General features: G+C 75.1%; 22 protein-coding genes. 10 read left to right on the top strand and 12 right to left on the bottom strand.

The annotated features are described in order from the left end of the window. Positions 1-59: 59 nt before the first annotated feature. From EYB28_RS17510 to EYB28_RS17485, 6 genes are all read right to left on the bottom strand, one after another. Complete coding sequence (locus EYB28_RS17510) at positions 60-1,586, bottom strand: sulfatase (RefSeq protein WP_166850568.1); 1,527 nt, start codon at positions 1,584-1,586, stop codon at positions 60-62. Beyond that, positions 1,583-2,680, bottom strand: a complete 1,098-nt coding sequence (locus EYB28_RS17505; protein ID WP_166850565.1) for a LacI family DNA-binding transcriptional regulator — start codon at positions 2,678-2,680, stop codon at positions 1,583-1,585. The genes EYB28_RS17510 and EYB28_RS17505 overlap by 4 nt, the downstream gene beginning before the upstream one ends. A gap of 84 nt (positions 2,681-2,764) precedes the next feature. Next, complete coding sequence (locus tag EYB28_RS17500) at positions 2,765-4,444, bottom strand: DNA repair helicase XPB (protein ID WP_166850562.1); 1,680 nt, start codon at positions 4,442-4,444, stop codon at positions 2,765-2,767. Positions 4,445-4,540: 96 nt separating this feature from the next. Then, a complete protein-coding gene (locus EYB28_RS17495; protein WP_166850559.1) occupies positions 4,541-6,958 on the bottom strand; it encodes a helicase-associated domain-containing protein in 2,418 nt (805 codons plus the stop codon). Between the two features lie 10 nt (positions 6,959-6,968). Next, on the bottom strand, positions 6,969-7,487 hold the full coding sequence (locus tag EYB28_RS17490) for an OsmC family protein (protein WP_166850556.1): 519 nt from the start codon (positions 7,485-7,487) through the stop codon (positions 6,969-6,971). An 11-nt stretch (positions 7,488-7,498) separates the two neighbouring features. Further along, entirely contained in the window at positions 7,499-8,422 is a 924-nt protein-coding gene (locus tag EYB28_RS17485) for an NAD-dependent epimerase/dehydratase family protein (RefSeq protein WP_166850553.1), read from the bottom strand. A gap of 121 nt (positions 8,423-8,543) precedes the next feature. On the opposite strand from EYB28_RS17485, the gene EYB28_RS17480 reads away from it, so the two are divergent. From EYB28_RS17480 to EYB28_RS17465, 4 genes are all read left to right on the top strand, one after another. After that, the gene (locus EYB28_RS17480; RefSeq protein WP_166850550.1) at positions 8,544-9,329 is read left to right on the top strand and encodes a TetR/AcrR family transcriptional regulator; all 786 of its coding nucleotides are present in this window, start codon (positions 8,544-8,546) and stop codon (positions 9,327-9,329) included. Positions 9,330-9,397: 68 nt separating this feature from the next. Continuing rightward, positions 9,398-9,781, top strand: a complete 384-nt coding sequence (locus EYB28_RS17475; protein WP_166850548.1) for a cold-shock protein — start codon at positions 9,398-9,400, stop codon at positions 9,779-9,781. Between the two features lie 97 nt (positions 9,782-9,878). Continuing rightward, positions 9,879-10,814 (top strand): DUF3027 domain-containing protein, encoded by a 936-nt coding sequence (locus EYB28_RS17470; RefSeq protein WP_166850545.1) that lies wholly within the window; start codon positions 9,879-9,881, stop codon positions 10,812-10,814. Further along, positions 10,811-14,116 carry a sacsin N-terminal ATP-binding-like domain-containing protein gene (locus EYB28_RS17465; RefSeq protein ID WP_166850542.1) on the top strand — a complete coding sequence of 1,102 codons (3,306 nt, stop codon included), beginning with the start codon at positions 10,811-10,813 and terminating at the stop codon, positions 14,114-14,116. The genes EYB28_RS17470 and EYB28_RS17465 overlap by 4 nt, the downstream gene beginning before the upstream one ends. A gap of 36 nt (positions 14,117-14,152) precedes the next feature. On the opposite strand, the gene EYB28_RS17460 is transcribed toward EYB28_RS17465, so the two are convergent. Continuing rightward, complete coding sequence (locus EYB28_RS17460) at positions 14,153-14,761, bottom strand: PepSY domain-containing protein (protein WP_166850539.1); 609 nt, start codon at positions 14,759-14,761, stop codon at positions 14,153-14,155. A 72-nt stretch (positions 14,762-14,833) separates the two neighbouring features. Continuing rightward, complete coding sequence (locus EYB28_RS17455) at positions 14,834-15,091, bottom strand: DUF2530 domain-containing protein (RefSeq protein WP_205710954.1); 258 nt, start codon at positions 15,089-15,091, stop codon at positions 14,834-14,836. A 144-nt stretch (positions 15,092-15,235) separates the two neighbouring features. On the opposite strand from EYB28_RS17455, the gene EYB28_RS17450 reads away from it, so the two are divergent. The 4 genes from EYB28_RS17450 to rfbB all read left to right on the top strand — a co-directional run bounded on the left by EYB28_RS17450 (position 15,236) and on the right by rfbB (position 20,734). Next, positions 15,236-16,744: a sugar transferase gene (locus EYB28_RS17450; RefSeq protein ID WP_240930619.1), complete on the top strand. Its 1,509-nt coding sequence runs from the start codon at positions 15,236-15,238 to the stop codon at positions 16,742-16,744. A gap of 100 nt (positions 16,745-16,844) precedes the next feature. Beyond that, positions 16,845-18,308 carry an NCS2 family permease gene (locus EYB28_RS17445; RefSeq protein WP_166850536.1) on the top strand — a complete coding sequence of 488 codons (1,464 nt, stop codon included), beginning with the start codon at positions 16,845-16,847 and terminating at the stop codon, positions 18,306-18,308. A gap of 74 nt (positions 18,309-18,382) precedes the next feature. After that, complete coding sequence (locus EYB28_RS17440) at positions 18,383-19,696, top strand: UDP-glucose/GDP-mannose dehydrogenase family protein (RefSeq protein WP_166850533.1); 1,314 nt, start codon at positions 18,383-18,385, stop codon at positions 19,694-19,696. Between the two features lie 42 nt (positions 19,697-19,738). Further along, entirely contained in the window at positions 19,739-20,734 is a 996-nt protein-coding gene (gene rfbB / locus EYB28_RS17435) for a dTDP-glucose 4,6-dehydratase (RefSeq protein WP_166850530.1), read from the top strand. A 10-nt stretch (positions 20,735-20,744) separates the two neighbouring features. On the opposite strand, the gene EYB28_RS17430 is transcribed toward rfbB, so the two are convergent. Continuing rightward, the gene (locus tag EYB28_RS17430; protein ID WP_166850527.1) at positions 20,745-21,362 is read right to left on the bottom strand and encodes a dTDP-4-dehydrorhamnose 3,5-epimerase family protein; all 618 of its coding nucleotides are present in this window, start codon (positions 21,360-21,362) and stop codon (positions 20,745-20,747) included. Between the two features lie 44 nt (positions 21,363-21,406). On the opposite strand from EYB28_RS17430, the gene rfbD reads away from it, so the two are divergent. Continuing rightward, a complete protein-coding gene (gene rfbD, locus EYB28_RS17425; protein WP_166850524.1) occupies positions 21,407-22,294 on the top strand; it encodes a dTDP-4-dehydrorhamnose reductase in 888 nt (295 codons plus the stop codon). 1 nt (position 22,295) lies between these two features. Here rfbD and rfbA read toward each other — a convergent pair whose 3' ends face one another. Beyond that, positions 22,296-23,159: a glucose-1-phosphate thymidylyltransferase RfbA gene (gene rfbA / locus EYB28_RS17420; RefSeq protein WP_166850521.1), complete on the bottom strand. Its 864-nt coding sequence runs from the start codon at positions 23,157-23,159 to the stop codon at positions 22,296-22,298. 200 nt (positions 23,160-23,359) lie between these two features. Between rfbA and EYB28_RS17415 the strand changes: the two genes are divergently transcribed. Further along, positions 23,360-24,670, top strand: a complete 1,311-nt coding sequence (locus EYB28_RS17415) for an MFS transporter (RefSeq protein WP_166850518.1) — start codon at positions 23,360-23,362, stop codon at positions 24,668-24,670. Here EYB28_RS17415 and EYB28_RS17410 read toward each other — a convergent pair. Further along, entirely contained in the window at positions 24,646-25,470 is an 825-nt protein-coding gene (locus EYB28_RS17410; RefSeq protein WP_240930758.1) for an MHYT domain-containing protein, read from the bottom strand. The genes EYB28_RS17415 and EYB28_RS17410 overlap by 25 nt on opposite strands. 169 nt (positions 25,471-25,639) lie before the next feature. Further along, the gene (serC, locus tag EYB28_RS17405) at positions 25,640-26,806 is read right to left on the bottom strand and encodes a phosphoserine transaminase (RefSeq protein ID WP_166850512.1); all 1,167 of its coding nucleotides are present in this window, start codon (positions 26,804-26,806) and stop codon (positions 25,640-25,642) included. Positions 26,807-26,926: the final 120 nt, after the last annotated feature.

Below are 26,926 nucleotides of genomic sequence, written 5' to 3'. Positions count from 1 at the left end.
TATCCCGCCGGAAGCACGCACGAGCGGGACGGTCGCCGTCGGCCGCCGCCCGTCCCCGGTCAGCTGGTCGCCCGGACCTGGGCCACGTAGTGCTCGACCTGCGCGAGGACCTCCTCGTCGTGGGGTCCCCAGACGGGTCGGGGGGTGTCCGGACCGGTGTAGGGGTGGTCGGCGTAGTGCCGCTGGCACTCGGCGAGCCTGGCCTCGAGCTCGGCGCGGACGCCGGCGTAGGCGGGGTCGTCGGCGACGTTGGTGACCTCGGTGGGGTCGGCCCGCAGGTCGAACAGCTCCCACTCGGTCTCGAAGACGCGGTCCGAGGCGCCGGGGACGCCCAGGCCGGCGCCGTAGTAGCAGATGAGCTTGTGGTCGCGGGTGCGGATGCCGTAGTGCGCAGGGGCGTGGTGGATGGGGTCGTCGTGCTCCCAGTACCGGTAGTAGACGGCGTCGGGCCAGTCGGGGACGTCCTCGCCGCGCAGCAGGGGCAGGAAGCTGCGGCCCTGCGACGTGGGCAGGGCGCCGGGGTCGATGCCGCAGGCGTCGAGGAACGTGGCGGCGAAGTCGACGTTGGTGATGGTCGCGTCGCAGCGGCTGCCCGCGGTGACGTTCCCGGGCCATCGCATCAGCATGGGCATCTGCAGGGACTGGTCGTACATGAGGCGCTTGTCGAACCAGCCGTGGTCGCCGAGGAAGAAGCCCTGGTCGGACGTGTAGACGACGAGGGTGTTCTCGGCGAGGCCGCGCTCGTCGAGGTGGTCCAGCAGGCGGCCGACGTTGTCGTCGATCGACTGGATGCACTGCAGGTAGTCGCGCATGTAGATCTGGTACTTCCACCGCATCCGCGCCTCGCGGTTCTCCTCGCCGCGCAGGTGGTCGGGGACGTCGGTCTTGAGGTCCTCGGCGCCCATGTCGTCGGCGATGGTCATGTGCACGCCGCGCACGGCCTTGGACCGGGTGGTGTGGTCGTCGAAGAACGTCTCCGGCTCGGGGATGGTCCCGTCGGCGTACAGGTGGGCGTGCTTGGAGTCCGGGACCCAGGGGCGGTGCGGGGCCTTGTGGTGCACGAGCAGGCAGAACGGGTCGTCGCCGTGCTGATCGAGCCAGTCGAGGGCCTGGTCGGTGACGATGTCGGTGGCGTACCCGGGGACGGTCTCGCGGCCGTCGGGCCCGTACATCTCGGGATCCACGTAGTCGCCCTGCCCGGGGAAGATCTTCCAGTCGTCGAAGCCGCGGGGCCGGGCCTGCTCGGACTCGCCGAGGTGCCACTTGCCGAACAGGGCGGTGCGGTAGCCGGCGTCGTGCAGCACGTCGACGAACGTGGGCAGGCGGTGGTCGATCTCGGTCCAGATCGACGCCACGCCGTTGACGTGGCTGTACGTGCCGGTGAGGATCGACGCCCGCGACGGCGAGCAGATGGAGTTCGTGCAGTACACGGCGTCCATGCGCGCGCCCTCGCGGGCGAGGCGGTCCAGGTGCGGGGTGCGGTTGACCCGGCTGCCGTACGCCGAGATGGCGTGCGCGGCGTGGTCGTCGGACATCACGAACACGATGTTCGTCGGACGGTCCGTGGAGCCGGCAGGGACGGTCATGGGCGCTCTCCTTCGTCGCTTCGCGTGCTGCGGGCCGCGGGCGCTGCGGCCTCGGTCGTCGGCGCGGTCCCGCTCAGCGTCGGCGCCAGCAGGACGTGCTCGTGGCCGGCGTCCGGATCGAGCGCGGCCACGACCAGGCGCGCGCACTCGCGGCCCGCCTCCTGCAGCGGCAGCCGTGAGCAGCACAGACCGGGCCACGCGTTCTCGTCCAGCGGTCCCGCGGCCAGCGCCGCGACCTCGATGCCGGCGTCGTGGCGCCGGGCGACGCGGTACGCGTGCTCGGAGTCCGGGCCCCAGCTGCACAGCACGGCCGTGCGCGAGGCGTCGGCCCGGCCGCGGAGGACCTGGCCGAGCGCGGCGTCGAGCCGCTCGGCCAGCACGGCGCCCGGATCGCGGTCCTGCCGCTCCGGCGGGGTGTCGGTGAGTCCGGTCGGGACCACGTGGAGGGTGACGTCGGGGTGCGCGGTCAGGGCGGCCACGACCGCGGCCTCGCGCAGTCGTTCGGAGCGGGCTGCGACGTCGGGCCGCGTGTAGAGCAGGGTGCGCGTCCCCTGCGCGACCAGGTGCTCGACCATCTGTCGTGCCCCCGCGGGGTAGTCGAAGTCGACGGTCGAGTACGGCACGGAGGTGCCGCCGCTCCCGCAGTCGAGCGCGACGAACGGGATGTCGTGGCGGCGCACGGCGTCGGCCATGTCGGCGGGCACGGACTCGTCGTCGTGCCCGACGAACACCAGCCCGTCGAGCAGGCCGCTCCGGCAGTCGTCGAGGTAGGTCTGGCCGGTCGGGTCGGCCACGACCGACAGGCGGAAGCCCCGTGCGGCCAGGCCGGCGCTGGCGCCCTCGACGATCGCCGCGTAACGCGGGATCGTCAGCGGCATGGTGAGGACGACGCCGATCGCGCGGCTCGACCGTGCCTGCAGCGCCCGCGCCATGCCGTTCGGCAGGTAGCCGAGCTCGTCGGCGATGCGGCGCACGCGGGCGCGCGTCTCCTCGGCCAGCTGGACGGTGCTGGCGTCGTTGAGGGCGTACGAGACCGTGGAGATCGAGACGCCGGCCCGCGCCGCCACGTCCTTGAGGGTCACCCGGGTGGTCACGACGGCGACGCTAGAGAACTCAAACGTTTGAGGCAAGGCTTCAAACGTTTGAGTCTGACGGGGTCCGCCGCGGGCGCGGACGGGTCAGGCGACCGTGTCGAGGTCCTCCGCGTCGACGATGCGGTAGGCGTACCCCTGCTCGGCCAGGAAGCGCTGGCGGTGGGCGGCGAAGTCCTGGTCCACGGTGTCGCGGGCGACGACGGCGTAGAAGTGCGCCGTCCGGCCGTCCGCCTTGGGCCGCATGACGCGCCCCAGCCGCTGTGCCTCCTCCTGGCGCGACCCGAACGACCCGGACACCTGGATCGCCACGGACGCCTCCGGCAGGTCGATGGAGAAGTTCGCGACCTTCGACACGACGAGCCGGCTGATCTCGCCCGAGCGGAACGCCTCGAACAGGCGCTGCCGCTCGCGGACGGTCGTCGCTCCGGTGATGAGCGGCGCGTCCAGGTGCTCGCTCAGCTCCTCCAGCTGGTCGAGGTACTGCCCGATGACGAGCACCTGGTCGTCCGGGTGGTCGGCGACGATCCGCTCGACGACGCGGTTCTTGCCCGGTGCGCACGCGGCGAGGCGGTACTTGTCCTCCGGTTCCGCCGTCGCGTAGAGCATCCGCTCGTGCTCCGGCAGCGTGAGGCGGACCTCGACGCAGTCCGCGGGGGCGATGTAGCCCTGCGCCTCGATGTCCTTCCACGGCGCGTCGTACCGCTTGGGGCCGATGAGGGAGAACACCTCGTCCTCGCGGCCGTCCTCGCGCACGAGGGTCGCGGTGAGGCCGAGGCGGCGGCGGGCCTGCAGGTCCGCCGTCATGCGGAAGATCGGCGCGGGCAGCAGGTGCACCTCGTCGTAGACGACGAGGCCCCAGTCGCGCGCGTCCAGCAGCTCCAGGTGCGTGTAGACGCCCTTCCGCTTGGTCGTGAGCACCTGGTAGGTGGCGATCGTGACGGGCTTGATCTCCTTGCGGGAGCCCGAGTACTCGCCGATCTCCTCCTCGGTGAGGGTGGTGCGCCGCACCAGCTCGTCCCGCCACTGGCGTGCCGAGACCGTGTTGGTCACGAGGATGAGCGTGGTCGTTCCGCTCTTGGCCATCGCGCCCGCGCCGACGATCGTCTTGCCGGCGCCGCACGGCAGTACGACGACGCCGGAGCCGCCGTGCCAGAAGCCGTCCACGGCCTGTGCCTGGTACGGCCGCATCTCCCAGGTGTGCGGCTCCTCGGTCTCCGTGCGCGGGATGGTGGGGGAGGTCAGGTCGATCGGGTGCTTCTCCCCGTCGACGTACCCGGCCAGGTCCTCCGCCGGCCAGCCGAGCTTCACGAGCACCTGCTTGAGGTGGCCGCGCTCGGACGGGTGCACGGCCACGGTCTCGTCGTCGACCCGCTCGCCGACCAGGCCCGCGGTCCGCTTGGACTTGAGCACCTCCGCGAGCACCGCCCGGTCCGCGGCCTGCAGCACCAGCCCGTGCGACGGGTGACTCGCGAGCGTGAGCCGCCCGTACCGCCCCATCGTCTCGGCGACGTCGATGAGCAGCGCCTGCGGCACCGGGTAGCGGGAGTACTCGATGAGCGTGTCGACGACCTGCTCCGCGTCGTGCCCCGCGGCGCGCGCGTTCCACAGCCCGAGGTTCGTCAGCCGGTAGGTGTGCACGTGCTCCGGCGCCCGCTCCAGCTCGGCGAACGGCGCGATGGCGCGGCGCGCGTCGTCGGCGCGCGGGTGGTCCACCTCCAGCAGGATGGACTTGTCGCTCTGCACGATGAGCGGGCCGTCGGGCATGCGGTTCCTCTCGCGAGTGGTCGGGTTCCAGCATGCCAACACCGCGCGCCGGCCGTGTGTTCCGGGCCCGGCCGAGCGGTCGGCCTGCCCCCGACCTCAGTCCGCCGGCTCGACGCCGGCGATGCGGTGCACCGCGATCGTCAGCTCCGCCTCGCGGTCGGGGTCCAGGGCGCGCAGGCGGCCGCCGTCGAGACGCAGGGGCTTGAGCCGGCGCCGCTCCAGTGACCCGCTGCGCCCCACCATCTCGACCCACACCCGGCGGCCGTCGCGGAGCGCGTCGCCGAGCACCGCCACCGCGTCCCCGGGACGGGCGGCGGGCGGGTGCGCGGCCGGCGGGCGCGCCGGGGCCCCCGGCGCCGTGGGTCGCGCCCCGTCGCGCGCCCGCGCCGCGAGCCGGTCGACGGCGGTCGGGTCACCGTTCTCGGCCGCCCGCAGACTCGCCACGAGCGCCAGCCGGGACTCGTCCGACGGCGTCTCGACGGTGGCCGCCCCCCGGCGGGCCGCGTCGCGCTCCAGGCGCGGCGGGCGCCGCCACCGGGTGCCGAGCACACGCCCGTCGGGCCCCTCCAGGGCGGACAGCAGGCCTCGCTCGCGCAGGGCGTCGTGCAGCTCGGCCGCCGGCACCGACGCGGCCAGCACCGTCGGGGCCAGGCGGACCAGCCCGAGGTGCGCCAGCCGCGGGTCCTCGGCCAGCCCCGCGAGCGTCGTCGGGTCCGCGGCCCGCACGTACGACCCGGCCGAGCCCACCCGCACCGCCTCGTGGCGGCGCGCCGTGTCGCGCACCAGGTACTCCAGCGGCTGCGGCACCGGCACCCGGGACCGCCCCGACAGCTCACCCAGCAGCTCGTCCGCCGTCCAGCCGTGATCGAGCGCGCGGGTGACCGACGACGTCGTGAACCGGACCGTCGTCGCCGCCCCGCGGGACTCGACGTCCGCCGCCCGGTCCAGGAGCCGGGCCAGCGACTGCGACGGGCGCCCGGGCACGATGCCCGTGAGGTCGCCCTGCAGCAGCACCTCGTCCACCTCGTCCGGGAGCGCCGCGCGCATCGCGGCGGCCAGCGCCTCGTCGCCCGCGCCCTCGGTCAGCGCGGCGCGCAGCGCCCTCCCGGGGCCGGACATCGCGCCCGCACCCGTGACGCCCAGCAGCGCCGCCTCGGTCAGCAGCCCGGACACCGCCTGCTCCGGCGGCACCGTGCGCGGGCTGCGCCACCGCAGCACCGTCATCACCGCGTCCGCCCCGAGCGCCGTGCCCGGCTGGGCGTCGAGCACGCCGAGGATGTCGCCGCGCAGCCGCGGCACCCAGCCGCGGTGCAGGTCGGGCGACAGCGCCGCGCGCACCGTGCCCTTCTCGTCGCGGGAGCCGACCAGCCACGGCGTGCGGCGCGACGGGGCCCAGGCGGCCGCGAGCATCGCCCAGCGGGCGGCGTCGTCCAGCTCGTCCCAGGCGTCGGCCACGGTCGTGGGCCGGTACGACGGCGGGGCGTCACCGTCGTCCGCGACGACGCCGGCCGCCGCGGCCAGCTCGACGACGAACGCCGCCGTCGCCTCGTCGCAGCCCAGCGCCTGCGCGGTGCGGCGCAGGTCCCGCACGCCGAGCCCGCCGCTGCGCAGCACGGACGGCGACGTCTCCTCCCACGCGGCGACCAGCAGGTCGACGTACCGGACCAGGTCGAGCGCGGCGCTCGCGGACTCGGCGTCCGCGATCTCGGGCCGGACGCCCCGACCCTCCGGCCGCGGCGGCGCGAGCTCGGGGGTGCGGTGGGTGCGACCGTCCCGCAGGACCAGGGCGACGTCGCGGGGCAGCACGACGTGCCGCGCGTCGGTGCGCACGAGCAGGCCGGCGGAGACGAGTCCGTCCACGGCGGCGCGGGCCGGGGTGCCCGGCGCCGGGACGACGCCGACGGGCGGCCCCCAGGCGAGCGCGTCGAGCACCTCGCGGCCACCCGGCGGGAGCTCGCCGAGCGATCGTGCGTCTCCGTCCGTCAGCCTCCCGGGCGCCTTTCCTGACGAACCGAGACGCTCGTCGGCGGGCCGGGCGGGGCCCAGGCCCGCGGGGTGCGGGCCCAGCGCCTCGTCGAGCCCGGGCGCGGGTCGCAGGTCGGGGTCGCCGGGCGCGCCGGCGTCCCAGGCGAGCCCCGCGGCGAGCACCTCGGCCAGGGTCCGCGCGACGACGGCGCCTCCGCTCTCGTCGTCCGCGCCGATCGCGGTGGCGACCGCGTCGGGCGTCACCGGGGCGTCACCGTCGGCCAGGACCAGCACGGACTCGAGCACCTGCAGCGTGCGGGCGTCGGCGTGGGCGACGGCGCGCTCCGTGCTGGTGCGGCTCGACGCGCGGGCGGCGAGCGAGCGCAGCGTGGACGGCGACGGTGCGGTGAGGTCGGGCCGGGCCCGCAGCAGGGCCAGCAGCCCCGCGTCGTCGAGCGACCGGACCGCCTCGGTGAACGTGCGCGGGCCGGCCGGGGCGCCGGCGGTGCCGGCGGCCTCTGCCGTGCGCTCGGGCGACGTGCTGGCCATCTGCTCGATGCTACGCGCCGTCGCCCGGGGCGCGGAGCACCCGGAACGTCGGGGGCTGCGCGAGGGACCGCCCGACCACGCAGTACCGCTCCGTGGAGCGGGCGAGGCGGTCGAGGGCGGCGTCGTCGGCGTCGGTGTCGAGGGTCGCCGTGACGGTCACGCCCGTGACGCCCACCGGGACGGACCTGTCGACGCCCAGCGTGCCGCGGGCGTCGAACTCGCCCCGCGCCGACAGCGTGGCCGAGCGGACGGTCAGGCCCATCGCGGTGGCGACGCTGCGCAGGGTGACGCCGGCGCAGGCCAGGAGCGCCTCGAGCAGCATGTCGCCGGAGCAGGCGTCGGAGCCGTCGCCGCCGGTGGCGGGGTGCAGCCCGGCGCGCACCGGCCCGGCGAACCCCTCGACGGTCGCCGTCACCCCCGGGTCGCGGAGGTCGCCGCGCGCCGAGACGACGGTGCGCGCCGCCGCCGGGTCGGCGCGGTAGCGCTCCTTGAGCGGGGCCTGGCGGGTGCGCAGCTCGGTGGCGTCCATCGTCCGATCATCTACCCGTCCGCCGTGCGGCGGCAGACCTCCTCCCACGGTGTGGGCGTGATGCCGAAGCGCTCCTGCGCGGCGGTGGAGTCGAGCACGTACGGGCGGTCCCACTGGTAGGAGAGCTGGCGCAGCTCGCGCATCAGCGGGGAGAACAGCCCGACGGCGGCGAGCGCGGGCCCCTGCAGGGAGCGGACGCGCACCGCCGGCCGGCCGGCGGCGGCGAGCACGTCGGTCAGGGCCTGTGCCTGCGTGCGCGGGGCGTTGCTCGGCACGTGCCAGGCCCGGCCGTGGGCGCCCGGGTCCTCGGCGGCGGCGACCAGCGTGCGGGCGACGTCGCCGACGTCGGTGAAGGTGTGCGGCTGGTCGGTGCGGCCGAGCATGGTGACGCTCCGGCCGCGCAGGGCCGCCGGGGCGACGCGGGACACGTGCCCGTTGGCGCCGACGCCGGGACCCATGTAGTCCGAGCCGCGCACCTCGACCACGCCCCGCAGGCGCCCGGCCTCGAACGCGGCGCGGGCGTCGGCCCACATCCGGGTGCGCAGCCGGCCCTTGTGGTCGGTGGCGGCGTCCGGCAGGTCCTCGGTCATGGGCCCGTCGACGGGGCCGTAGGGGTAGAGGTTGCCGGTGATCGCGTAGACGGTGCCGGTGCGCTCCGCCGCCGTGAGCAGCGCGGTGGCCAACGGCGGCCACACCCGGTCCCACTGCGTGTAGTCGCCCGGGTTGGCGCAGTTGTACAGCACGTCGGCGCCCTCGGCGGTGCGGGTGAGGGCGTCGGCGTCCGAGGCGTCGAGGGCGACGTGGCGGACGCCCTCGAGCCCGGTGCTCCGTCCCGAGCGGGTGGCGACGGTGACGTCGGATCCGCGGGCGGCCAGCAGCGCGGCGACGTGGTGGCCGACGGGGCCGGCGCCGACGACGAGGTGACGATCAGTCATGACTGGTGCTCCAATCCGAGAGCGGTGCTCTCAAGGATGTCGAGCATGGCACGGCGGTGCGCACGAAGCAAGATCGGTGCTCTCGTTGGTGTGAACCGCTCTCGGAAGGCATGCTGGCCGCATGACCGACCGACCGGCCCCCGCGCCTCGCACGGCCCGCGCCCTGGCCCGCGAGACCCTGACCCGCGACATCGTCGGCGCGGCCCGCGCCCGCCTCGCGCAGGACGGCCCCGCGGCCCTGTCGCTCCGGGCCGTCGCCCGCGACGTCGGCATGGTCTCCTCGGCCGTCTACCGCTACTTCCCGAGCCGCGACGCCCTGCTCACCGCGCTCCTCGTCGAGTGCTACGACGAGCTCGGCGCCGCCGTCGAGGACGCCGAGGCGGCGCAGCGCGAGCACGGCCTCGCCGCCCGCTGGCTCGCCGCCTGCCGCGCCGTGCGCACCTGGTCCGTGGCCCACCCCGGCGAGTTCTCCCTGCTCTACGGCACCCCCGTGCCCGGGTACGCCGCGCCGCGCGACACGGTGGTCCCCGCGACCCGGGTGGTGCGCGTGCTCGTGCGCGTCGCCGCCGACGCCCACGACGCCGGCGCGCGACCCGTCGCCCCCGCGGCCTGGCCCGGCGTCGACGCGCCCGTCGAGACGGTCGTGGCCCGGGCGCGCGAGTACGTCGCGGCCGAGGGCCTCTTCCCCGGACGGGCGCCGGGGGAGACCACGCTGCGCGTCCTCATGGCCTGGTCCACCCTGTTCGGCGCCGTCTCGTTCGAGCTGTTCGGCCACCTCGTCGGGTCGGTGGACGACGGCGCGGCGTGGTTCGACGCCGTGGCCGTGCGGCTCGGCGCCGACCTCGGGATGGCGCCCGCCGGCGCGGGCGACGGCGGGGATGCGGCGCCCGGCCGTCGCGGCCGGTAATCTGTGTCCTTCCGGCCGGGCGCACGCCCGCGCCCGTCCCGAGCAACGACGAGCACGAAGAGGTTCAGGTGCCCACCGGCAAGGTCAAGTGGTACGACGCGGAGCGCGGTTTCGGATTCATCGCCGGCGACGACGGCGGTGAGATCTTCCTGCACGCGTCCGCGCTGCCGGCCGACGCGCCGAGCCCCAAGCCCGGCACGCGCGTCGACTTCGGCGTCGCGGACGGGCGTCGTGGGCCGTCCGCGCTGTCGGTGACGCTGCTCGACCCGGCGCCGTCGGTCGCGAAGGCCAAGCGCAAAGCGCCGTCGGAGATGGCCGGCATCGTCGAGGACCTCATCACCGTGCTCGACCGCACGGGCGACCAGCTCAAGCGTGGCAAGTACCCTGAGGGGGCGACGGCCAAGCGCGTGGCGACGCTCCTGCGCGCCGTTGCCGACGACCTCGACGGCTGACGAACCGGCCGGGCGTGGTCCGGCCAGAGCCGACCGGCACGGACCGGCCGCAACAGTGGAAGAACCCGACACCCGTGAGATGGGGACCAGGACGCACATGGTGACTGCTGCCGCTTCGGCGCCCGCGCGAACACCGCGGATCAGCTCGCGCGCCCGCAAGGACGCGGTGCTGCTGGGGGCTGTCGACCTCGCCCGGGACGCGGCGCAGGAGCTCGCGGCGTCGCCGTCGGACGTCGGGGAGCACCTGGGCGCGGTCGCCGAGGGCGAGCGACTCATGTCGCACCGCTTCGCGGCGACGATGAAGGGCTACCGTGGCTGGCACTGGACCGTCACGCTCGCCCGCGTGCCCCGCGGCCGCACGGCGACCGTGTGCGAGGTCGAGCTGCTGCCGGGCGACGACGCGCTGCTCGCGCCCGCGTGGCTGCCGTGGTCGGAGCGTCTGCGCCCCGGCGACGTCGGGCCGGGCGACACGCTGCCGTTCCGCGCCGACGACCCGCGCCTGGAGCCGGGCTGGACGCCGACCGGGGACGAGGAGCTCGACTCCGTCGCGATCGACGAGCTGGCGCTGGCGCGCGAGCGCGTCCTGTCCCCGCAGGGCCGGGACGAGGCGGCCGAGCGCTGGTACCGCGGGTCCCGCGGGCCGACGTCGCGCGGGGCGGTGGCCTCCAAGGCGGAGTGCGGCACCTGCGGGTTCCTCGTGCCGCTGGCCGGCCCCCTCGGCCAGCTGTTCGCGGTGTGCGCGAACGAGTGGTCGCCCGACGACGGCAAGGTGGTGTCGCTCGACCACGGGTGCGGCGCGCACTCCGAGACGGACGTCGAGCAGCCGGCGAGCGAGTGGCCCGCCGACGCTCCGCTGATCGACGAGGTCGGCATCGAGCCGGTGAGCGTCGAGCCCGCCGAGACCGGGCAGGGCGGCACCGGGCAGGGCGGCAGCGAGCAGGACAGCACCGGCACGGGCAGCGCCGCGCCGGGGGACGCCGAGTCGGGCCACGACGACGAGGAGCGCGCCGAGCCCGCCGACGACGCGCGGTGACGGGCGCCTCCCAGCCCGTCGAGCCTCCGCGCGAGGCCCCGACGGGAACGTCCGCCGACCCGTTCGACACCCGCGCCCTGCGGGACGCCGTCGTGCACGCCTGGTCGGCCTCCGGCACGCGCCTGCGCGAGGACGCGAACAGCGAGGAGGACCACGCCCGCGGCTACTACCGCGACCGGGTGGTCGTCGAGCTGGCGCAGAACGCCGCCGACGCGGCCGCCCGCGCGCACGTCCCGGGCCGCCTCGACCTGCGGCTCGAGCGCGTCGCCGCGGCCGATGGCCGCGGCACCGGCGACACCGGCCCCGCGGGCGGCCGCTGGCGCCTGGTGGCCGCCAACTCCGGGGCGCCGCTGGACGCCGCCGGGGTCGCGTCGCTCGCGTCGCTGCGCGCCTCGGCGAAGGCCCCCGGCCAGGCCTCGCCGGCCGGGCAGGCGGGCCGCTTCGGCGTCGGCTTCGCCGCGACCCGCTCCGTCGCCGACGACGTCGCGGTGCGCTCCACGACCGGTGGCGTCCGCTTCTCCCTCGCGCGCACGCGCGACCTGCTCGCCGAGGTGACCGCCGCGGTGCCCGCGCACGCCGACGGCGACGGCGGTGCGGGGGCGGCCCGGCTGCGCGACGTCGTCGCCGAGCGCGGCGACGACCTGCCCGTGCTGCGCCTGCCGTTCCCCGCGCCGGCGCTCGAGCCCGACGGGCCCGACGCCGTCGCGACGGTCGTCGAGCTCGAGCTGCGCGACGACGCGGTCGAGGCGGTGCGCGCGCAGCTCGCCGGGATCGACGACGCGCTGCTGCTGGCGCTGCCCGCGCTCGCCGAGGTGACGGTCACCGTCCAGGACGACGACGGGGACGCGCCCGCCGAGCCGCGGACCCGCGTGCTGCGCGACGTCGAGGACCGCTGGCTGGTGCGTCGCCGCTCCGGGACGGTCGACGAGGACGCCGTCGCCGACCTGCCCCGGGAGCAGCGCCGCACCGACTGGACCGTCGCCTGGGCGCTGCCGCGCGCGGGCGCGCGCCCCACGGACGGCGCCCCGCCGGTGCTGCACGCGCCCACCCCCACCGACGTGCCGCTGAGCCTGCCCGGCCTGCTCGTCGCGACGTTCCCGGTGGACCCCGGCCGGCGCCGCGTGCTGCCCGGCACGCTGACGGACCTGCTCGCCGCCGAGGCCGGGCAGGCGTTCGCCGACGCCCTGGCCGCGCTCGCCGGTGACCACGGCGCCGGCGTCCTCGACCTCGTGCCCACCGACCTGCCGGCGGGGGAGCTCGACGCCGCCGTCCGCGACGCAGCGCTCGACGCGCTGCGCGCCACGCCGCTGCTGCCCGCCCCGGGGACCGGGGACGACGCCACCGGGCCGGCCGTCGCCGAGGGCCCTCGGCCGCACGGCCTCGTCGCCCCGGCGGACGCGGCGGTGCTGGCCGGTGACGCCGGGGACGACGCCACCCTGGTCGCGGCGCTCGCGACCACCGTGCCCGGCCTCGTCTGCGTGCCCGCCGAGCGCCAGGGCGTGGCCCGCAGCCTGGGCGTCACGGTGCTGCCGCTCGCCGACGTCGTCACCGACCTGCCCGGCGGCCTGCCGCCCACCCGGTGGTGGGCCCTGTGCGACGCCCTCGAGCCGCACGCCTCGGACCCCGGCGTGCTGGAGGCGCTCGCGGGCGCCCGCGTGCCGCTCGTGGACGGGCGCACCGCGTCGGGGGTGCGGGGCACGGTCGTGCTCCCCGAGGACGACGACGACCCCGCGCTCGCGGCGATCACCCGCACGCTCGGCGTGCGCGTCGTGCACCCCGACGCCGCCCACCCGCTGCTCGTGCGCGCCGGCGCCACGCCGACCAGCGCGCGCGACCTGCTCGACGACGACGGCGTGCGCGCCCTCGCCCTCGCGGCCGCCGAGGCTCTCCTCGACGGGGCGGACGAGCTGCCGCCCGTCGACGGGTGGCCCGAGCCGACGACCTTCGTCGGCCGCGTGGAGGCGCGCCCCCGCGAGATCGTCGAGACGGCGCTCGCGCTCGCCCGGCTCGCACTGCCGGCCGGCCCCGAGGGGTTCCCCTTCTGGCTCGGCGAGCTGCCGCTGCCGACCGTCGACGGCGTCCTCGCCCCCGCGCGGGAGACGGCGGTCCCCGGGTCGTGGGCGGCCGGGGCGATGGACGGCCTGGTCCCGGTGACCCGCACCGCGGCGGCGCGGCACGGCGTCGAGCTGCTGCGGGCCGTCGGCGCGCACGCGGAGCTCGCCGTGTACCGGGTCCCGGGCGTCTTCACGCCCGACCACGACCTGGCGGACGACGCCGAGCCGGACCACGGGCCCGACGACCCGGCCGGCTGGCTCGCCGGGTGGACCGACTACCTGCGCTTCCTGGCCGACCGGCTCGGGCCGGGCGTCGACGTCGGCGAGGTGGAGGCCGTCGCCGACCTCGACGCCGTCGGCGACGCCGACGAGGACGTCCCCGGTGCGGACGACGACGCCCGGTGGCGCGAGGTGCTGACCCGGACGGCCGCCGACCCCGACGCCCGCCGCGCGCTGGTGACGCCCGTCGCCGGGGCGCCGTCGTACACGGCGTGGTGGCTGCGCCGGCGTCTCGGCGCCCCCTTCGCCCGCCGCGACGACGTGCCGCTCCTGCCGGCCGTGCCGCCCGCCGCGGCCGACCTGGACGACGAGGTGCTGCGGGCCCTCGGCGCAGTCGGGCGCCTCGAAGAGCTGTCGGCCGCGGACTGGCCGGCCGCCCTCGACCGCCTGCCTGACGTCGGCACGCCGGTGCCGCTGCCCGTCGCGCTCGTCGTGTGGCGGGGGATCGCGGGCCTCGCCGTGCGGCTCGGGCCCGCCGCGCGTGCCGAGGCGCTCGACCCGCTGCCGGACCGGCTGCCCGCGCTCGACGCGAGCGACGTCGTCGTGCGGCGCGCCGACGACGTCGAGGTGGCCGGCACGGCGCGCTGGGCCGTGCTCGGGCCCGTGCTGCCCGTCCCCGCGCCCGAGGTCGCGGCCGTGGCCGACCTGCTCGACCTGGCGGTCGTGGGGGAGGACGGCCTGCCGGCCCCCGACGGGCACGGCACCGAGACGCCGCTGGACGCCCGCGTCGCGGGCCTCGACCCTCGGCTGCCCGCCACCTGGTTCCGTCACGAGCGGCTCTCCGTCGCGGGCAGCCCGGTGCCGTGGTGGGTCGACGCCGACGGGCGCGCCCACGCGCGGGACCGGGCCGGCCTCGCAGCCGCGCTCGCGGACCTGCTCGGCCGTCCCGACCGCGCAGCCCTGCTGGCGACGGTGCTCGCCGACCCGGAGCGCGTCACGTCGCTGTGGGTCACGACGGCCTGGGGCTGAGCCCGGCGGGACGGACCGCCCCGCCGGGGCGCCCGGTCAGTTCCCGGAGCGCTCGGTGATCCCCACGACCGCGCCGGAGGTCCGCGCCACGTCCACGTCCACGACGCCGCTCCCGTCGTCGATCGCGACCGTCCACAGGTAGCCGGTGGTCTCGTCGTCGAGCTCGGCCTCGTCGAGGTCCCCCGGGACCTCGGCGATCGCGACGTCGATCGCCTCGGCGAGCGAGACCGGCGCGTCCTCCACCGCCTTCCGGAGCTCCGGGGCGAGGTCCTCCTCGGTATCGGTGCCCCGGACGGTGCTCCCGGTCGCGTCGAGGCTGACCTCGACGGCGCCGTCGCCGGTCGCGACGTCGACGTCCCAGGTGCTGTAGTCGCCGGACCTGCTGATCGCGAAGGCGACGCCGTCGACCTCCTCGAGCGCGGTCTCGACGGCGTGCAGCCCCGGCACCGTGACGACGCCGTTCGCTCCCGTCGCGTCGTCCTGCCCGTCGCCGTCCGGCTCGCCGTCCTCGGGCGCCGTCCCGGCGTCCGTCGCCTCCGGGGCGTCCGCCCGGTCGGCGGGGTCGTCCCCTCCGCAGGCGGCGAGGGCGAGGGTGACGGCCAGGGCGGTCGTGGGCAGGGCGAAGCGACGGCGAGAGGAGCGCATGGCCCTATGGTGACGTGCCGGACCGCCCGCGTCCTGCGAGAACACGGTGCGTCCGGTCACACCTGCGGGCGGTCACTCCTCCCCGCGGTACGCCGCGCGGTGCGAACGCTCCCACAGGAGCCCCAGCCCGCCCAGCAGGATGCCGACGGCGCAGGTCACAGCCGTCTGGGACGCGTCCCGGCCGAGCGTGAGGAGCACCACGGAGACGACGAGCGCCACCGCCCACAGCACGATCCCGGCGAGCAGCACGCGCCGCAGGTCCACCCGCAGCGGAGGCGGCGCCGGGCGCCGGCGCTCGGGACGCGTCAGCACGGTCATGATCGAGGGCACGCCGCCAGTCTACGAGCGCCGCGGCACGCCGCCCCGTGCGCCGGGTGAAGACCGGGGTGAATCCCTCCCGGTCCCGTCATCCGCGGCCTCCCAGGCCTCACAGTGTGGTGAGGCGCACGCCACGGACAGGGGAGGAGGGCCGCCGTGATCACCGTCCCCGACGCCGGGCAGGCCCTGCGGTCGCGCCTCGCCACCGTGCGCGCCGCGCACCTGCGCGAGGTGCGCGACACCTTCCGCACCGTGCCGTGGCAGGCCGCCTACCGGCGCCGGCTCGTGGCCACGGACGTGCTCGTCGTCGCGTCCGCGGCGACGTTCGCGGCCCTGGTGCGGGGGTTCGAAGGCGGCGAGACCATCACCGGTCGGGTGCTCGGCGACCAGGCGCTCCTCGTCGTCGTGCTGGTCGTCGCGTGGACGTGCAGCCTCGCCCTCGCCCGCGCCTACGACGTGCGGGTCTTCGCCTCCGGGCCCGCGGAGTACCAGCGGGTGCTGGACGCGACGTGGCGGCTCGTGACGCCCCTCGCGCTCCTGGCCCTGCTGACGACCTGGCCCGGGGCTCGCACGTTCCTGCTCACCGCCGTGCCGGCCGGCGTCGTCGCGCTGCTCGTGGGCCGCTGGGCGAGCCGGGCCTGGCTGCACCGCCGGCGGCAGGACGGCGGCTGCGTCACCGTCGTCCTCGCCGTCGGGCTGCGCGAGCAGGTCGAGCGGCTCGTGCACGAGCTCAACGACCGGCCGTCCGGGTACCGGGTCGTCGGCGTGTGCGTGCCGACGGCGGACGACGTGCGGCCGGGCGAGGAGATCCACGGCGCCCCCGTCCTCGGCGACCTGCGCTCCGCCGGCACGATGGCGGCCGTCGTCGGCGCCGACTGCGTCGCCGTGTGCGGGTCGGGCGCCGTGACGGCCGACGTCGTGCGCCGGCTCGGGTGGGAGCTCGAGCCCGCCGGCGTCGACCTCATGCTCACCGCGGAGCTCGCCGACGTCGCCGGGCCGCGCATCACCGTCACCCCCGAGCACTCCGTGTCGCTGCTGCACGTCGACGCCCCCCGGTTCACCGGGCCCCGGTACGCGCTCAAATCCGTGGCGGACTGGCTCGGTGCCGCCGTCATCACCCTGCTCGTGGCGCCCGTCCTGGTGCTCGTGGCGCTCGCCGTCGCCTGCACCAGCCGGGGGCCCGTCCTGTTCCGGCAGGACCGCGTCGGCCGCGACGGCCGCACCTTCCGCCTGCTGAAGTTCCGCACGATGCGCCCGGGAGCGGACCGCGAGGGGACCGTCCTGGGCGGGCCGAGCGACGGCGCCGGCGTCCTGTTCAAGCTGCAGCGCGACCCGCGGGTCACCGCCCTCGGCCGGGTGCTGCGCCGGTACTCGGTCGACGAGCTGCCCCAGCTGCTCAACGTGCTCGCCGGGCAGATGTCGCTCGTCGGGCCACGGCCGTCCCTGCCGCGCGAGGTGTCCGCCTACGAGGCACGGATGCGGCGCCGCCTGCGCGTGAAGCCGGGGATCACGGGGTTGTGGCAGGTGGGCGGGCGCTCCACCCTGCCCTGGGAGGAGACCGTCCGCCTCGACGTCTACTACGCGGAGAACTGGACCCTGTCCGGGGACCTGCTCATCCTGCTGCGCACCGCCAAGGCCGTCGTCACCGGGCGCGGGGCGTACTGAGCCCGGGCAGGCGGCGCCGGCGCCCGGCGTGGCGAGCGTCTCGTCGTCGCGACGCTCCGGACCGCACGACACCTCCACGCCGTCTGCGATGATTCTGCCCATGGCGAACCAGACCAGCGCGCCGCCGTCGAGCGAGCCGAGCGCGATCGACCGCTTCTTCCGGATCACCGAGCGCGGCTCCACGATCGGCGCCGAGGTCCGCGGTGGCCTGGTCACCTTCTTCGCGATGAGCTACATCATCGTGCTTAACCCGCTCATCATCGGCACCGTCCAGGACGGGACGGGCCAGGTGCTCGGTGGCGGCGCGGAGGCGACGCCCGAGACGCTCGGCATGGTCGCCGCCGCGACGGCGTTCGTCGCCGGCCTCGTCACCGTGTCGATGGGCGTGTTCGCGAACTACCCGCTGGGCCTGGCCGCCGGGCTCGGGCTCAACGCCGTCGTGGCGTACTCGATCGCCGGCCTGCCCGACGTCACCTGGGCCGACGCGATGGGCCTCATCGTGATCGAGGGCCTCGTCATCCTGGTGCTCGTCCTCACCGGGTTCCGCGAGGCGGTCTTCAAGGCCGTGCCCATGGAGCTCAAGACGGCGATCAGCGTCGGCATCGGCATGTTCATCGCCCTCGTCGGCTTCGTCAACGCCGGCTTCGTGGTCCCGGGCGAGGGCACCATCGTCGCGCTCGGCAACCTCGGCACCTGGCCGATCCTCGTGTTCGTCGTCGGCCTGGTGCTGACCATCGTGCTGTTCGTGCGCAAGGTGCGCGGCGCGATGCTGGTCGCGATCCTCACCGCGACGGCGCTCGCCGTCGTCCTGGAGAACACCCTGCACATCGGCGTCAGGTCCGAGGACAACCCGAACGGCTTCAACCTCAACGCGCCCGCCTTCGACGGCGTCGTCACGGTGCCGGACCTCGGCCTGCTCGGCCAGTTCTCGCTGCTCGGCTCCTTCGAGAACATCGCGGCGGTCACCGTGGTGCTGCTGATCTTCTCGCTGATGATCGCCGACTTCTTCGACACCATGGGCACGATGGTCGCCGTCGGGGCCGAGGGCAAGCTCCTCGACGCCGAGGGCAACCCGCCGCGCTCGCGCGCCATCCTCGCCGTCGACTCCCTGGCGGCCGTCGCCGGCGGCGTCGGCAGCACGTCGTCGAACACCGCGTACGTGGAGTCGACGACCGGCGTCGGGTCCGGCGCCCGCACCGGGTTCGCGTCCGTCGTCACCGGCGTCGCGTTCCTGCTGGCGACCTTCCTGTCGCCCGTCGTCGCACTCGTCCCCTACGAGGCGGCCGCACCCGCGCTGGTGTTCGTCGGCTACCTGATGATGGCGCAGGTCGCCGGCATCTCGTGGCGCAACGTCGAGATCGCGATCCCCGCGTTCCTCACGATCGTCGTCATGCCCTTCACCTACTCCATCGCCGACGGCATCGGCGCCGGGTTCATCGCGTTCGTGATCATCAAGCTCGCGCTGGGCAAGGTGCGCCAGATCCACCCGCTCATGTGGATCGCGTCCCTGGCCTTCCTCCTGTACTTCACGCTCGGCCCGATCCAGGAGGCCCTGGGGCTCTGAGCACCGCTCCGGGGGCGCCAGAGCACGCGATTGCACTAGCGTCGCACTCAGGTTCCCGTCGGAGGGCAGGCAGCGTGAAGATCTCGGTGGTCGGGCTCGGGTACCTCGGAGCAGTGCACGCCGCGTGCATGGCCAGGCTCGGGCACGACGTCGTGGGAGTCGACGTCGACCCCGCGAAGGTGGAAGCCCTGGCAGCGGGCAGGTCGCCCTTCTTCGAGCCCGGCCTCGACGAGCTGCTCGCCGAGGTGGCGGCGACCGGCAGGCTCACGGTGTCGACCCGGATCGAGGACGTCGCCGGCGCGGAGGTGCACTTCCTCTGTGTCGGTACCCCGCAGCGCGCCGACGGGTTCGCGGCAGACCTGGCGTTCGTCGACGCGGCCGTGGACTCCCTCGTCCCGCACGTCGGCACGGGTGCGGTCGTGGTCGGCAAGTCCACGGTGCCCGTCGGCACCGCGTCCCGTCTCGCGGACCGGGTCGCGGCGGCGCGGCCGGGCGCCGTCCTCGCCTGGAACCCCGAGTTCCTCCGCGAGGGGTTGGCGGTCAAGGACACGCTCCACCCCGACCGGCTGGTCTACGGTGTGCCCGACGGCGCCGCGGGCGAGAGTGCGGTCTCCGTCCTCGACGAGGTGTACGCGTCGCCGCTCGCCGAGGGCGTCCCGCGGATCGTCACGGACTATCCGACGGCGGAGCTGGTCAAGGTCGCCGCCAACTCGTTCCTCGCCACGAAGATCTCGTTCATCAACGCCATGGCCGAGCTGTGCGAGGTCGCCGGCGGCGACGTCACCCGGCTGGCGGACGCCATCGGCCACGACGTGCGCATCGGCCGCCGGTTCCTCAACGCCGGTCTCGGGTTCGGGGGCGGGTGCCTGCCCAAGGACATCCGCGCCTTCATGGCCCGCGCGGACGAGCTGGGCGCGGGGGAGGCGGTCGCGTTCCTCGGCGAGGTCGACGCGATCAACACCCGCCGCCGCGCGCGCATGGTCGAGCTCGCGGTCGAGGTGCTCGGCGGGTCCGTCGACGGCGCCGAGATCACCGTGCTGGGCGCGGCGTTCAAGCCCGACAGCGACGACGTCCGCGACTCGCCGGCGCTCGCGGTTGCCGCGCGCCTGAGCGAGATGGGCGCCGTCGTCACCGTGCACGACCCGCAGGCGATCGACAACGCGCGGGTCAAGGCGCCGGACCTCCGTTACGAGCACGACCTGGAGGCCGCCCTGGCCGGCGCCGACGCCGTCCTGGTGCTGACCGAGTGGCGGCAGTACAAGGAGCTCGACGCGGAGCGGGCGGGGTCGCTCGTCGCGCAGCGCACCGTGCTCGACGGCCGGAACGCCCTGGACCGTTCGGTCTGGCAGGCGGCGGGCTGGCAGTATCGTGCTCTCGGCCGTCGTTGAGCAGGCCGTCGCCCGACCGTCGACCGACAGGATCTCCCCGCCATGCGTGTCCTCGTCACCGGTGGAGCCGGTTTCATCGGCGCCAACTTCGTCCAGCAGACCGTCCGTGAGCGCCCGGACGTCGACGTCACGGTGCTGGACGCGCTGACGTACGCGGGGGACCGGAGCTCGCTGGCACCGGTGGCGGACCGGATCACCTTCGTCGAGGGGTCGGTCGCCGACGCGGACCTGGTGGACGGGCTCGTGGCCGAGGCGGACGCCGTCGTGCACTTCGCCGCCGAGTCGCACAACGACAACTCGTTGCACGACCCGTCGCCGTTCGTGCGGACCAACCTGGTCGGCACGTACACGCTGCTGGAGGCCGTGCGCCGCCACGGCGTGCGGTTCCACCACATCAGCACCGACGAGGTCTACGGCGACCTGCCGCTCGACACCCCGGAGAGGTTCACCGCGGACACCCCGTACAACCCGTCGAGCCCGTACTCGTCCACGAAGGCGGGCTCCGACCTGCTGGTGCGCGCGTGGGTGCGGTCGTTCGGGGTCGAGGCCACGATCTCGAACTGCTCCAACAACTACGGCCCGTACCAGCACGTCGAGAAGTTCATCCCGCGCCAGATCACCAACCTGATCGACGGCGTCCGGCCCCGCTTGTACGGGGCCGGGCTGAACGTGCGCGACTGGATCCACGTCGAGGACCACAACGCCGCCGTCTGGACGATCCTCGAGCGCGGCCGCGTCGGCGAGACGTACCTCATCGGTGCCGACGGGGAGACGAACAACCTGCAGGTGGTGCGCACGCTGCTGGAGATCTTCGGCCGCGACGCGGACGACTTCGACCACGTGAACGACCGGCCGGGGCACGACCTGCGGTACGCGATCGACGCGAGCAGGCTGCGCGACGAGCTCGGCTGGTCGCCCCGCTACACCGACTTCCGCAGCGGCCTGGAGGCCACGGTCGGCTGGTACCGGAGCAACGAGGCCTGGTGGCGTCCGGTCAAGGCCGCCGTGGAGGCGAGGTACGCCGAGTCCGGCCAGTAGGTCGGCGGGCTCAGGCGCGCAGCGACGCCAGGTACTCCTCGACACCGTCGAGGGTCGGCAGGAGCCCCTGCTGCCGCGCCTCCGCGAGCGACGGGGCGGCGGTGTCCTTCTCGGACAGCAGGGCCGTCAGGGCGGACCCGTCGCGCGCGGTCGTCGGCCACTCGATGCCGACGGTCGGGTCGAGCGGGTGGATGCCGTGCTCGCGCTCGGGGGCGTAGCCGGTCGAGCAGAGGTACTGCACGGTCGAGCCGTCCTCGAGCGAGCAGAACGCGTGCCCCAGGCCCTCCCCGAGGTAGATGGCGCGCCGGTCGACGTCGTCGAGCAGCACCGAGTCCCACCCCCCGAACGTGGGGGAGCCGACCCGGACGTCCACGACGACGTCCAGGACGGCACCCTTCGGGCAGGTGACGTACTTGGCCTGCCCGGGCGGCACGTCCGCGAAGTGGATGCCGCGGAGCACACCGGCGGCCGACACGGAGCAGTTGGCCTGCCGCAGGTCCAGCGGGTGGCCGACGGCGTCCGCGAACGGCTCGGCCTTGAACCACTCGAGGAACACGCCCCGCGGGTCGCCGAGCTGCTTCGGGGTGATCTCGAACGCGCCGGGGACGGTCAGCTCGCGGATCTGCACGGGTGCTCCTTCGGGGTCGAGGTGGAGACCCGTAGGATCCTACGGTGACCGCGACGACGACCACAGCGCCCGTGTCCTCCACCGGTCCTCGTCGCTGGCTCGTCACCGGCGCCGCCGGGATGCTGGGCACCGACATGGTGGCACGGTTGCGCGCGGCTGGGGCCGACGTCGTCGGGCTACGCCGGGCGGACCTCGACGTCACCGACCCGAGTGCTGCCCGCGCGGCCGTCCGCGGGTTCGACGTGGTCGTCAACGCGGCCGCGTGGACCGCCGTCGACGACGCGGAGACGCACGAGCCCGAGGCGTTCGCCGCCAACGCGACCGGTGCGGCGAACCTCGCCCGGGCCACGCACGCCGCGGGGGCGCGGCTGGTGCAGGTCTCCACCGACTACGTGTTCGACGGCGACGCCGACGTCCCGTACGCCGAGGACGCCGCCGTCGCGCCGAGGTCCGCCTACGGACGCACCAAGGCGGCCGGGGAGTGGGCCGTGCGGGCCGAGGCGCCCGACCACCTGATCGTGCGCACCGCGTGGCTGTACGGCGCGCACGGCGGGTGCTTCCCGAAGACGATGGCGAGGCTCGGTGCCGAGAAGGACCGCCTCGCGGTCGTCGACGACCAGGTCGGGCAGCCCACCTGGACCGCCGACCTGGCCGACCTGATCGTGCGGCTGGTCGAGGCGGGCGCGCTGTCCGGCACCTACCACGGCACGTCGTCGGGACGGACGTCCTGGTACGGGTTCACGCGCCGGATCCTCGCGTCCGCGGGCCTCGACATCCCGCTGGAGCCGGTCACCAGCGACGCGTTCGTGCGGCCTGCCCCGCGGCCCGCGTACTCGGTGCTGGGCCACGACGCGCTGCGCGCCGCCGGCGTCGCCCCCATCGGGCACTGGGCGGAGCGCTGGGAGAGAGCGGCCCGGCAGGTGCTCACCTGAGCTACTCGCCGAGCAGCCCCAGCAGGTAGGAGCCGTAGCCGGACTTGATGAGCTTCTCGGCCCGTGCACGCAGCTCGTCGTCCGACAGGAACCCGCGCCGCCAGGCGACCTCCTCGGGTGCGCCGATCTTCAGTCCCTGCCGGCGCTCGATGGTGCGGACGTAGTCGGACGCCTCCAGCAGGGAGTCGAACGTCCCGGTGTCCAGCCAGGCGGTCCCGCGGGGCAGCACCTCCACCTGCAGGGTGCCGCGGCCCAGGTACTCCCGGTTGACGTCGGTGATCTCGTACTCGCCGCGCGCCGACGGCTCGAGGTGCTTCGCGATCTCCACCACGTCGTTGTCGTAGAAGTAGAGCCCCGGCACGGCGTAGCTCGACCTCGGTCGGGCCGGCTTCTCCTCGAGGGACAGGGCCCGCCCCTGCGCGTCGAACTCCACGACGCCGTACGCCGTCGGGTCGGCGACCCGGTACGCGAAGACGGCGCCGCCGTCGAGGTGCTCGAAGCGGCCGAGCTGGGAGCCGAGCCCGGGGCCGTAGAAGATGTTGTCGCCCAGCACCAGGGCGGCGGGCTCCGAGCCGAGGAAGTCCTCACCGAGCACGAACGCCTGCGCCAGCCCGTTCGGCTCCGCCTGGACCGTGTACTCGATCGACACCCCGAACTGCGAGCCGTCGCCCAGCAGCCGCCGGAACTGCTCGGCGTCGTGCGGGGTCGTGATGACGAGGATGTCCCGGATGCCCGCCAGGATCAGCGTCGACAGCGGGTAGTAGATCATCGGCTTGTCGTAGACCGGCACGAGCTGCTTGCTCACGCCCAGCGTGATCGGGTGCAGCCGGGTGCCCGAGCCGCCGGCCAGGACGATCCCCCTCATGCTCGTCGATGATGCCACGCGCCGGTCGTCGCGGCAGCGGGCGCCGGTGCAGTTCACCCCGCGGAGCAGGGCGGCCCGGAACCGCGGCCCGCAGTCGGAATAGAACGATTCGATAGACTGTTGACCTGAGCGACCAGCTGTGCCGAGGAGAGGAGACCCGTGGCCCCCGCGAGCGACGAACCCATCCGGAGCATCGCCCGATGAGCGCCACCTTCTCCTCGCTGAAGTACCCGAACTACCGCCTCTGGTTCGCCGCCGCCCTCGTCGCCAACGTCGGCACGTGGATGCAGCGCGTGGCGCAGGACTGGATCGTCCTGACCGACCTGTCCGACGAGTCCGGTGTCGCGGTCGGCATCACCACCGCGCTGCAGTTCGTCCCGTTCCTGCTGCTGTCGCCGTGGGCGGGCGTGCTCGCCGACCGGCTGCCGCGCCGCCAGCTCCTCATGATCACGCAAGGCGCCCAGGGTGTGCTCGCGCTCGGGCTCGGCGCCCTCGTGCTGTCCGGGCGGGCCGAGCTGTGGCACGTCTACGGATTCGCGCTGCTCCTCGGAGTGGTCTCCGCGCTGGACAACCCCGCGCGGCAGACCTTCGTCGCCGACATGGTCCCGGCGCACCGGCTGCCGAACGCCATCGGGCTCAACAGCGCGTCGTTCAACGCCGCCCGCCTCGTCGGCCCGGGTGTGGCCGGCCTGCTCATCGCGGCCGTCGGCGCCGGCTGGGTCTTCGTCATCAACGGCGTCTCCTTCGCCGCGACGATCGCCGCCCTCGCGGCGATGCGCACCGGTGCGCTCCGCGCCCAGGCCGTCGCGCCGCGGGCCAAGGGGCAGATCCGCGAGGGGATCCGCTACGTGCGCGGGCGGTCAGACATCGTCGTGATCATGGTCGTGATGTTCGTGGTCTCCACGTTCGGCCTGAACTTCCAGCTCACGTCGGCCCTCATGGCGAAGGTCGAGTTCGGTCGTGGCGCGGGGGAGTACGGCATCCTCGGCTCGGTGCTCGCGATCGGGTCGCTCACCGGCGCGCTGCTGGCCGCCCGGCGGGAGCGCCCGCGCGTCCGGCTCGTCATCGGCTCGGCGTTCGCGTTCGCGGTCTCGACGGCGGTGCTGGGCCTCATGCCCGGCTACCCGGCGTTCGTCGTCGCCTGCATCCCCGTCGGGCTGGCGTCCCTCACGATGATGACGGCGGCGAACAGCGCGCTGCAGGTCTCGACCGACCCGGTGATGCGGGGCCGGGTGATGGCCCTCTACGTGATGATCTTCCAGGGCGCGACGCCCGTCGGCGCCCCGATCGTGGGGTGGATCGGCGAGGCGTTCGGCCCTCGCTGGTCGATCCTCGTGGGCTCGATCGCGACGTTCCTCGTCGCGGCGGGCGCGACCGTGTGGGCGGTCCGGCGCTGGCACCTGCGGGTGCGGTACCGCGTGCTGCGGCGCCCGCACCTGGAGGTCGTCTACCTCGACGGGACGGCCGGCGCCGGCCGCGCCGCGGCTCAGAAGCCGCGGCTCGCGGCCTGACGCTCCCGGTCCTCCTCCTGGCGCGCGCGCTGGCGCTCCAGGTGGCGGCGACGGCGCTCGTCGAAGGCCTGCCGCTCGCGCATCTCGCTCTCGGTCGGCCACATCGCCACGACGAACACAAGGGCCACGGTGAGGGCGACGATCCCGAGGATCAGCGGCCCGAGCAGGTCGACCGCGCTCGTGCCCTCGGACGGCTTGCCGAGGGGGCCGCTGATCGTCAGCGCGGCCATGCCTGTGTAGTGCATCCCGCTCACCGCGGCGCCCATGATCAGCGCGGCGCCCGTCGTGGCCAGCCAGCCCTTGACGTTGACGGAGAGCCACAGCGCCGCCGTGGCCGCCACGAGGGCGATGACGATCGACACCGCGACGATCCATGGTGTGTAGTTCATGTGCCCGGTCATCCGCATGGCCGCCATGCCCATGTAGTGCATGATCGCCACGCCCACGCCGGCCACGAGGCCACCGCCGAGCAGGGGGACCGGGCGGTCGCCGCCGAAGCCGACGAGGAACAGGGCGATCGCGACCACGACGACCGCCAGCACGGCGCTGAGGATCGTCTCCGGGACGTCGTAGTTGATGGGCATGCCCGTCACGGTGAAGCCGAGCATGGCCACGAAGTGCATGACCCACACGCCCGTGCAGCCGATGGACAACGCCCCGACGAGCAGCCAGACCGCGCGCGTCCTGGTGTCCGTGGCGGCACGGGCACGCGAGGTCGCGGACAGTCCGGTGGCTGCACCGACGCACGAGGCCACGTAGGCCAGGACCGGGGTGATGATCCCGTAGGTGAAGTGGTGCATCTCCGGCACGCGCGAACCTCCGCCGTCTTGATCGCCCGAACTGGACGAGCACGGACGCTATCAGAGCACGTCCGAAGGATGAAACGGGTCACACTCGGCGTGGCGAGTCACGGTATGGCCTGCGACGACGCCGTGTCGCGGGCGGCCGCCGGGAGCCGCCGCGGGGGAGTCAGGACAGCTGCGCGACGACGTGGTCCACGCACGCGACCAGGGCCCGCACGTCGTCCGGCTCGACGGCGGGGAACACCCCCACGCGCAGCTGGTTGCGGTTCAGCTTGCGGTACGGGAACACGTCGAGGATCCCGTGCGCGCGCAGCACCGCGACGACCGCCGAGGCGTCGATCGCGTCGTCGAGGTCGACGGTCACCACGACGGTCGAGCGCTCGGCGGCGTCCGTGACGAACGGGGAGGCCCAGTCGCGCGTCGTCGCCCAGTCGTACAGGACGCCCGCGGACTCCGCGCACCGCGCCGTCGACCAGGCCAGCCCGCCCCGCTCGAGCAGCCACTCGACCTGGTCGGCGAGCATCACCAGTGTCGCCACGGCCGGTGTGTTGAGCGTCTGGTCGGCGCGCGAGTTGGCCAGGGCCGTCGTCAGCGAGAGGAACTCGGGGACCCACCGGCCGTCGGGCCCGGCGCCGGCCTCGACGGTGGCGGCCCGCTCCACCGCCGCGGGGGAGCACAGCGCCAGCCACAGGCCGCCGTCGGCCGCGAACGCCTTCTGCGGCCCGAAGTAGTAGACGTCGGTGTCGGCGACGTCGACCGGCAGCCCCCCGGCGCCCGAGGTGGCGTCGACGAGCAGCAGGGCGCCGTCGGCCCGCGCGCCGGGAACCTGCGCGACCGGGGCCACCGCCCCGGTCGACGTCTCGTTGTGCGGGGTGGCGTAGACGTCGACGCCGCCCGAGGCGCCCAGGGCGCCGTCGAGGCGCGCGACCGTGCCGGGCGCGGCCTCGACGACCTGCGGGTCCTCGAGGAAGGGCGCGCGGGCGGTCGCCGCCGCGAACTTGCCGCCGAACTCCCCGAAGACGGCGTGCTGGGCGCGCCGGCGCACCAGGGAGGCGGTCGCGACCTCCCAGAACGCCGTCGACCCGCCGTTGCCGAGGGCGACCTCGTAGCCGGCCGGGAGGGCGAAGAGTTCCGCGACGCCGCGGCGCACGCGCCGCACGACGTTCTTGACCGGGGGCTGGCGGTGCGAGGTGCCGAGCACGGGCGCCGCGGGGTCGCCGGCCGCCGCCAGCGCCGCGACCTGCGCGGGACGGACCTTGGACGGGCCGGAGCCGAACCGCCCGTCGGTGGGCAGCATCGACGAGGGGATGGTCGCGGTCGGCGCGTCGGGCATGGCGTCTCTCCGGGTGCTCGGGGTGCTCGGGGTGCTCGGGTGCGGGGAAATGCTGTGCGGCGTTGTCGGACCGATGATGCAGGATGACGGGTCGCATCTCGCCGCCGGCGTCCGGCGGCG

The organism is Isoptericola sp. BMS4, assembly GCF_011634835.1.
Lineage (GTDB): Bacteria > Actinomycetota > Actinomycetes > Actinomycetales > Cellulomonadaceae > Isoptericola.
This window is presented reverse-complemented; position numbering and strand designations above follow the sequence as displayed.